Raw genomic sequence first — 8,281 nt, 5'->3', positions numbered from 1 at the left:
GCACACGAGCAAGCCGCGGCCAAGCCTACAGGGACGTACTTGCGGCGTCCCCCGCAACCGGAACCACCCCGCCATCCCACGGATACCCAGCTTTTGCCGTTGCTTCAGTCGAGCATGGCTCGACTCTACAGCGGGTGCAGGGCTGCAAGCCCTGCCGCACAACCTCACCCCAGTACCCACATCCATGCCGGCAGGGTGACCAGCGACAGCACGATGCCGTACCCCACCAGCGCGGCCGCCAACCGCGGCGCCAGGCGGTGCGAGATCGCCAGCGCGGCGGCGGTGATCATGGTCGGCATGGCCGATTCGAGTACGTTGGCCTGCAGCATCAGGCCCTGCATGCCCAACAGCCACGACAGCGGCAGGGCCAGCGCCGGCAGCACCAGCAGCTTCAGCAGCAGGCCCACGGCCAGCGGCTTCAGCTCTTCGCGGCGCAGGCGCAACTGGATCGACAGGCCCACCGCCAGCATCACCAGCGGCAGCATCGCATCGGCCAGCTGCTTCAGCGCGGTGCCGATCCAGGCCGGCGGCTGCGCCGGCATCAGCAGCAGGGCGAAAACCAATGCCCACAGCGGCGGAAAACGCGCAATCCGCTCCAGTACCTGGCGCGCGGTGGGCGGCCGGTCGCCGCTGTAGCGGGCCAGCACCAGCAAACCGAACGTCGACAGCAGCAGGAACGTTCCGAACTGGTCGTACACCACCGCATACGGCAGCGCCGCGTCACCCAGCAGCGCACGCACCATCGGGTAGCCGATGAAGCTGGAATTGGCCAGCGCCACACAGATCAGCAGCACGGCGTGCACATCGCGGGCAAAACCGAACACCCGCGTGGCCAGGCTGACCAGCGCCCAGGTGGCCAGCATCAGCAACCAGGGCGTGGCCATCAGGCCCAGCAGGCTGGCATCCAGGTGCAGGCGCGGCACGTAGGTCAGCACCGCGGCCGGCAGGCAGACGTACAGCACCACCTTGTTCAGCGTTTCCGGCGCGGTTTCCGGCAATGCGCGCAGACGCGCGAACAACATGCCCAACCCGAGCATGGCCAGGATCAGTGCGAACGCATCAAACGCCATCAGCGGGGTACAGCGGGTTCAGGGCCAGGCCGGCGGTGCGGCGGCCCAGGCCTGCTGCACTTCGGCCAGGCTGGCCCGTTCGTCGTCGCGCCAGCCCGGCAGCAGTTCGGCGTAGCGGCTGCTGTCGCTCCACTGCGTGGGCTCGGTGCGCACGGCAGCGGCATACCACTTCACTGCTTCCTGCTGCTGGCCGGCGCGCCACAGCGCCAACGCGAAGGTGGGCGGCACCCAGCTGGGGTTGGTGTACTGGCTGCTGGTGGCCGACAGCCACTGTTCCAGCGCGCCCAACGGCTGTCCCTGGCGCATCAGGTCCCAACCGTAGTTCCAGCGTACGCCCCGGCCCGCTGCGCTCTGCGGCGTGGTATCGGCCAGTGCGTCGCGATAGAGCTTCTCGCCCAGCTCGGTGCGGCCCATGCCGATCGCCACCGATGCCAGCTGTATGTTGGCTTCCAGCACCTTGCGGCCGCGCTCGCGCTGCTTCATCAGCTGGGCCACCAGGTCGTCACCTTCACCCTGGGCCACCACCATCGGTACAGCCGCGGCATCGGTGTCGAAGTAGAACTCCTGCGGCGCTGGCAGCGCCGGCGCGGCCCATGCGTTGGCCACGCCCAAGGCCAGCACGGCGCTGGCCAGCCACTTCAATGAAACGGACATCAGACTTCCCCCTGGTTGAAACAACAACCCCCCACTCCCCGATCCTAACCCCTGCACGGCCGCCGATGCGAGTGCCGGGCCACCACGCCCCCACTGTTACAATCCGCGCCTTTCCCGCCCTGCCCCGCGCAGGGCCGGTGCCAGCCGATCCTCACCGGGCCAGCCATGACCAGTACCGCGCAACTCACTTCGCCCTCTTCCGCCGACCTGATCGACCGTGATTACACGCTCGACCACAAGTACACCCGCAACGAGGGGCGGATCTACCTGAGTGGCGTGCAGGCGCTGGTGCGGCTGCCGCTGATGCAGCGCCTGCGCGATGCCGCCGAAGGCATCGACAGCGCCGGCTTCGTCAGTGGCTACCGCGGCAGCCCGCTGGGCGGCTTCGACCTGGAACTGTGGCGCGCACGCAAGCATCTGGAAGCGGCCAAGGTGAAGTTCACCCCCGGCCTGAACGAAGATCTGGGCGCCACCATGGTCTGGGGCACGCAGCAGACCAACCTGTTCCCCGGCGCCAACGTGCAGGGCGTGTTCGGCATGTGGTACGGCAAGGGGCCGGGCGTGGACCGCTGTGGCGACGTTTTCAAGCACGCCAATGCCGCCGGCACCTCCCGCCATGGTGGCGTGCTGGCGCTGGCCGCCGATGACCATGCCTGCCGCAGCTCGACCCTGCCGCACGGCAGCGAGGACGAGTTCGTCAGCGCGATGATGCCGGTGCTGAACCCGGCCGGCGTGCAGGACATCCTGGACATGGGCCTGCTCGGCTGGGCGATGAGCCGCTATACCGGCCGCTGGGTGGGCTTCAAGACCATCGCCGAGACGGTGGAATCCTCGGCCTCGGTGGAAGTTGATCCGCTGGCGCGGCGCATCGTGCTGCCCGAAGACTTCGACATGCCCAGCGGCGGCCTCAACATCCGCTGGCCGGACCCGCCGCTGGACCAGGAGATGCGCCTGCACCGCTATGCGGTGAAGGCCGCGCAGGCCTTTGCCCGCGCCAACGGCATCGACAAGGTGGTGATGGACGCGCCGCGCGCGCGGCTGGGCATCGTCACCACCGGCAAGAGCTACCTGGACGTGCTGCAGGCGCTGGAATACCTGGGCCTGGACGAGGCCGCGTGCGCCGACATCGGCATCCGCGTATACAAGGTCGGCATGACCTGGCCGCTGGAACCGCAGGGCATCGCGCGCTTCGCGCAGGGCCTGGAAGACATCATCGTGGTGGAGGAGAAGCGTGCCTTCATCGAGCGCCAGATGAAGGAGCAGTTCTTCAACTGGCCGGCCAGCTGGGGCCAGCGCCCGTCCATCGTCGGCAAGTACGACGAGAGCGGCGAGTGGATCCTGCCGTCCACCGGCGAACTGACCCCGGCCACCATCGCCGGCGTGATCGGTCGCCGCATCCAGAAGTTCTTCAACAACGAATCGATCGAGCAGCGCCTGCAGTGGATGCAGGAAAAGGAAGCCGAGCTTGCGTTGCCGCGCGCCAGCTTCCCGCGCGTGCCGCACTACTGCTCGGGCTGCCCGCACAACACCTCCACCACCGTGCCGGAAGGCTCGCGTGCGCTGGCCGGTATTGGTTGCCATTACATGGTGACCTGGATGGACCGCAGCACCGACACCTTCACCCACATGGGCGGCGAAGGCGTGACCTGGGCCGGGCAGGCGCCGTTCACCGATACCCCGCACGTGTTCCAGAACCTGGGCGACGGTACCTACTTCCACAGTGGCTCGCTGGCGATCCGCCAGGCGGTGGCCGCCGGGGTGAACATCACCTACAAGATCCTCTACAACGATGCGGTGGCCATGACCGGCGGCCAGCCGGTGGACGGCCCGCTGAGCGTGCCCGACATCGCCCGGCAGATGCGCGCCGAGGGCATCCACACCATCGTGGTGCTGTCGGACAACATCGGCAAGTGGACCGGCCAGCGGGAGCATTTCCCCAGCGATGTGGAGTTCCACGACCGCAGTGAACTGGACGCCGTGCAGAAGCGCCTGCGCGAGGTGAAGGGCGTTTCGATCCTGATCTACGAACAGACCTGCGCCACCGAGAAGCGCCGCCGCCGCAAGCGCGGCAAGCTGGAAGATCCGCAGAAGCGGGTGCTGATCAATTCGCTGGTCTGCGAAGGCTGCGGCGACTGCGGCAAGAAGAGCTTCTGCGTGTCGGTGCTGCCGAAGGACACCGAGTTCGGGCGCAAGCGCGAAATCGACCAGTCCAACTGCAACAAGGACTATTCGTGCGTGAATGGCTTCTGCCCCAGCTTCGTGACCGTGCACGGTGGCCAGCCGCGCAAGGGCAGCAAGCGCGATGCCTCCACGCTGCTGGACAACCTGCCGGCGCCGACCGTGCGTGGCACGCTGGAACAGCCCTGGAACATCCTGATCACCGGCGTCGGCGGTACCGGCGTGGTGACCATCGGCGCCCTGCTGGGCACGGCCGGCCACCTGGAAGGCAAGGGCGCTTCGGTGCTGGACCAGACCGGCCTGGCGCAGAAGGGTGGCGCGGTGACCACGCATATCCGCATCGCGCGGCGCCCGGACGATATCCACGCCGTGCGCATTGCCGCCGGCGAGGCCGACCTGGTGCTGGGCTGCGACATGGTGGTGGTGAATGACTACTGGGCGCTGTCGAAGGTGCGCGCCGGCCGCTCGCAGGTGGTATTGAACACCTACGAAGCGATGCCGGGCACCTTCACCACCCGCCCGGACATGCAGTTCCCGGCCGCCGACATCATCGCCGGCGTGCGCGTGGCGCTGGGCGGCCAGGAGCCGCTGCTGCTGGATGCCACCCAGTTGGCCACCGCGCTGCTGGGCGATGCGATCGCCGCCAACCTGTTCATCCTGGGCTACGCCTGGCAGCAGGGCCTGGTGCCGCTGTCGTTCGATTCGCTGATGCGTGCCATCGAACTGAATGGCGCCGCCGTGGCGATGAACCAGCAGGCCTTCGCTTGGGGCCGCCTGGCCGCGGTCGACCCGCAGGCCGTGCAGCAGGCTGCCGGCCTGGTGCGCAACCGCCACACCGACACCGAAGCCACGCCCGGCCCGCTGCACCCGCTGCCGCCGGGCGAATGGGAAGGCAACGAATGGGGCGCCACCGCCGCGCCGCGCAACACCGGCGACGAACGCGAACTGCGTGGCCTGCCCTCGCATGGCGGCGACGTCGCGTTCCTGCCGCTGGACGATGCGCGCCTGTCGCGTTCGCTGGATGAAATGATCGAACGCCGTGCCGCGTTCCTGGTCGACTACCAGGATGCCGCCTATGCCGCGCGCTACCGCGATCTGGTGGCACGCGTGCGCGCGGCCGAAGGCGAGCGCATCGGCGGCTCCACCGCGCTGACCGAAACCGTGGCCCGCTACCTGTTCAAGCTGATGGCCTACAAGGACGAGTACGAAGTGGCGCGCCTGTACACCAGCGGCGATTTCCAGCGCCGCCTGCAGCAGCAGTTCGAGGGTGACTACCAGCTGCGCTTCCACCTGGCGCCGCCGTTGTTCGCCAAGAAGGACGAACAGGGCCGCCTGCTGAAGAAGGAATACGGCCCGTGGATGTTCAAGGCCTTCGGCCTGCTGGCCAGGCTGAAGTTCCTGCGCGGCGGCCGCTTCGATGTGTTCGGCCGCACCGAAGAGCGCCGCATGGAACGCCAGCTGATTGCGGATTACGAGGCGACGGTGCAGCTGCTGCTGGACGGGCTGGAGGACGACCGCCTGTCGCTGGCGGTGGAGATTGCCAGCGTGCCCGAGCACATCCGCGGCTTCGGACACGTCAAGGAAGCCCATTTCGCGCAGGCCAAGGCACGCGAAGCGGCGCTGCTGGCGCAGTGGCGCAACCCGAAGGCGCTGCATATCGTGCAGGTGGCCTAACCGGCAGCAGGACCCGACCGGCCCTTGGCCGACTGCCCGGAAGGGTTTCGCGCTGGAGACGCTGGCGATGAATGCCAGCGAACGTCGACATTTCAGAAATTGTCGCCGTTCAGTGACATTCTTGAAATGTTATCGAACGGCGACTTTTGATTAAATGTTGCCGAGCGCATACATTCCACCTATGGACATCCTGCGAACGTCTCGAGACCTGGGCCTGGTCATCCGCCAGCGTCGCAAAGCACTCCGTTGGGATCAGGCCCAGCTGGCCGAACGCGTAGGCGTCAGTCGGCAATGGGTCATCGAAATGGAGAAGGGCAAGCCACGGGTGGAGCTGCAACTGGTGCTACGGACGCTCAACGTCCTCGGCCTGATACTGGCTACGGGCACCGTCGAGGGAATGGCCTCCTCCGCTGCATCGACGGAAATGCCTCTGGAACTGCCTGATATCGACACTATCGTGGATGGCAACGGGCTGCGCCCGGATGAGCACCGCGCGACTGCCATGACGTTGGGGCGTAGAAAGCCCCACAAGGCCGTCTGACAGCCCCTTCCTCCCGGACATCGTGCCTCCCGCATGGACCTCAACGTACTCCTTTCCAACAGACTGGCTGGATACCTGGGACAGGATGCACATGGCCACCCGACATTCCGGTATGCAGACAGTTGGCGCCAGACGCCGGGCGCCTATCCCTTGTCACTTGCACTTCCATTGACAGAGAACAGCGCGCCCGCTGCCACGCTCTCTGCGGTCCTGTGGGGGCTGCTGCCCGACAACGAGACCCTTCTGCAGCGATGGGCTTCCCGGTTCCATGTTTCGTCCCGCAACCCGGTCGCATTGCTGTCACATGTCGGTGAAGACTGTGCCGGCGCGGTCCAGTTCGTACGAGGCGAACGGCTCGCCGCCGTACTTGCCGGTGAGGACGATCGGCAGGAGCCGCTGTCCCTCCATGAGGTCGCCCAGCGCCTTCAGCGGATCCGAGTGGACCAGATTGCAGCGCGGCAACCCGATGATGTCGGCCAGTTCAGCCTGGCCGGGGCGCAACCCAAGATCGCCCTGATGCAACGCGACGATGGAGGTTGGGCAATTCCGGCCGGTCGCATCCCCACCACCCATATCCTCAAACCCCCCAGTGGCGACTACGACGGATTCGTGGAGAACGAGGTCTTCTGTCTGCGCCTGGCCAGTCAACTCGGCATGTCGGCTGCGTCCACTGAAATGATCTGCATGGAGGATGCACAGGCCATTGCGGTGACGCGCTTCGACCGCGTACGAACAGCGCAGGGTTGGCAACGCGTTCACCAGGAAGACTTCTGTCAAGCGCTGGGTGTCATGCCACACATCAAGTACCAGAATCAGGGCGGACCGGGGCCGGCCGATCTGGCGCGCGTGCTGTGGGAACATTCCAGCAAGCCGCGAGCGGATGTCGAAAGACTGCTGCAGGCACTGCAGTTCAACTATCTCATAGGCGGCACTGACGCGCATGCCAAGAACTATTCGCTGCTGATCGGCGCACAAGGAAACGTTCGCCTTGCCCCGCTGTATGACATCTCAAGTGCACTGCCCTATGCACATCTGCAGCAACGCAAGATCAAGATGGCCATGAAGATCGGCAGTCATTACCGCTGGTGGGATGTCCGCCTTGCGGATTGGGAGGCCACCGCTGATGGAATGAAGCTGGACCCGCAGAAAGCACTGTCGGGCCTGTTCGACATGGCAACAGAGCTTCCCGGCATCGCCCGGGCATTGCTTGCGGGATTGCAGGCAGAGGGCATGCGCCACCCGGTTCTGGAACGTCTGGTGGACGGCATCAGTGCAAGCTGCCAGCGCTGCCTGCGTCAATTCGAGCAATCTGCTACCTGATCACCCCAACCGCCATAGCAGCAGCCGGTTGTTGGCCGGCATGGCCACGTCGCGCAGGCGGGTGAAGCCGTTGTCCGCGGCCAGCGCCTGCACGGCTTCCACGTCGCGGATGCCGCTGCGCGGGTCGCGCGCCTTCAGCCAGGCATCGAACTGCGCATTGCTGTCGCTGGTGTAGCGGCCGCCGTAATTGAACGGGCCGTACGCCGCAAGCAACGCGCCGTGGCGCAGCAGCGGCGGCAGGGCGGCAAACAGCGCCTGCACGTACTCCCAGCCCATGATGTGCAATGTGTTGGCGCTGAATGCAGCGTCGAAGGTGCTGCCTGCGGGCAGTACCAGACCCGGCGCAGGCGGCAGTTCTACCTGCAACGCCAGCGGCGGCAGCAGGTTCAGCAAGGCCGCCTCCGCGCGCCAGGCCTCGATGCCCGGCAGATGGTCGGGGTGGTCGCTGGGCTGCCAGCGCAGCCACGGCCAGCGCTCGGCGAAGAACGCCGCATGCTGGCCCGTCCCGCTGCCGATTTCCAGCACCCGGTGGCGGTCGCCCATCCACGGGTCGAGCGCCGCGGCGATCGGCTCGCGGTTGCGTTCGCAGGCTTCTGAATACGGCTTGCTCGACATCAGGGCGGGATCCAGGCGGAGTCGGCCCATTGTGCACGAGGGGGGATTGTTGGGCAGGGCTTGCAGCCCTGCACCCGCTCAATGCAACAGCAACAGCAACAGCCTGCATTCCTTGGGTTGGCGGGGTGGGTCCGGTTGCTACGCAGCGGGATCTGACCCCAGATTTATTTCGATATCTGACAGATGTGTCGACCAAGGTCGACACCTACCAACAGCCGCGCGGAACGAC

6 protein-coding genes are annotated in these 8,281 nt (G+C 66.5%); 3 read left to right on the top strand and 3 right to left on the bottom strand.

The genetic code is table 11. The features are described 5' to 3' along the window. Nucleotides 1–164: 164 nt before the first annotated feature. Nucleotides 165–1,070, bottom strand: a complete 906-nt coding sequence (locus tag IAE58_RS19140) for an AEC family transporter (RefSeq protein WP_199934690.1) — start codon at nt 1,068–1,070, stop codon at nt 165–167. A gap of 18 nt (nt 1,071–1,088) precedes the next feature. After that, nucleotides 1,089–1,724, bottom strand: coding sequence for a tetratricopeptide repeat protein (locus IAE58_RS19135; protein WP_199934691.1), 636 nt, complete (start codon nt 1,722–1,724; stop codon nt 1,089–1,091). 165 nt (nt 1,725–1,889) lie between these two features. Between IAE58_RS19135 and IAE58_RS19130 the strand changes: the two genes are divergently transcribed. From IAE58_RS19130 to IAE58_RS19120, 3 genes are all read left to right on the top strand, one after another. Beyond that, complete coding sequence (locus tag IAE58_RS19130) at nt 1,890–5,576, top strand: indolepyruvate ferredoxin oxidoreductase family protein (protein WP_199934692.1); 3,687 nt, start codon at nt 1,890–1,892, stop codon at nt 5,574–5,576. Nucleotides 5,577–5,757: 181 nt separating this feature from the next. Then, complete coding sequence (locus IAE58_RS19125) at nt 5,758–6,117, top strand: helix-turn-helix transcriptional regulator (protein ID WP_199934693.1); 360 nt, start codon at nt 5,758–5,760, stop codon at nt 6,115–6,117. Between the two features lie 33 nt (nt 6,118–6,150). Continuing rightward, nucleotides 6,151–7,437: a type II toxin-antitoxin system HipA family toxin gene (locus IAE58_RS19120; protein WP_199934694.1), complete on the top strand. Its 1,287-nt coding sequence runs from the start codon at nt 6,151–6,153 to the stop codon at nt 7,435–7,437. Here IAE58_RS19120 and IAE58_RS19115 read toward each other — a convergent pair whose 3' ends face one another. Beyond that, a complete protein-coding gene (locus IAE58_RS19115) occupies nt 7,438–8,052 on the bottom strand; it encodes a DUF938 domain-containing protein (protein ID WP_199934695.1) in 615 nt (204 codons plus the stop codon). It lies immediately after the preceding gene. Nucleotides 8,053–8,281: the final 229 nt, after the last annotated feature.

This window comes from Stenotrophomonas sp. S49 (assembly GCF_016624905.1).
Lineage (GTDB): Bacteria > Pseudomonadota > Gammaproteobacteria > Xanthomonadales > Xanthomonadaceae > Stenotrophomonas.
The sequence above is the reverse complement of the archived record's forward strand: the minus strand, read 5'-3'. Positions and strand labels throughout refer to the sequence as shown.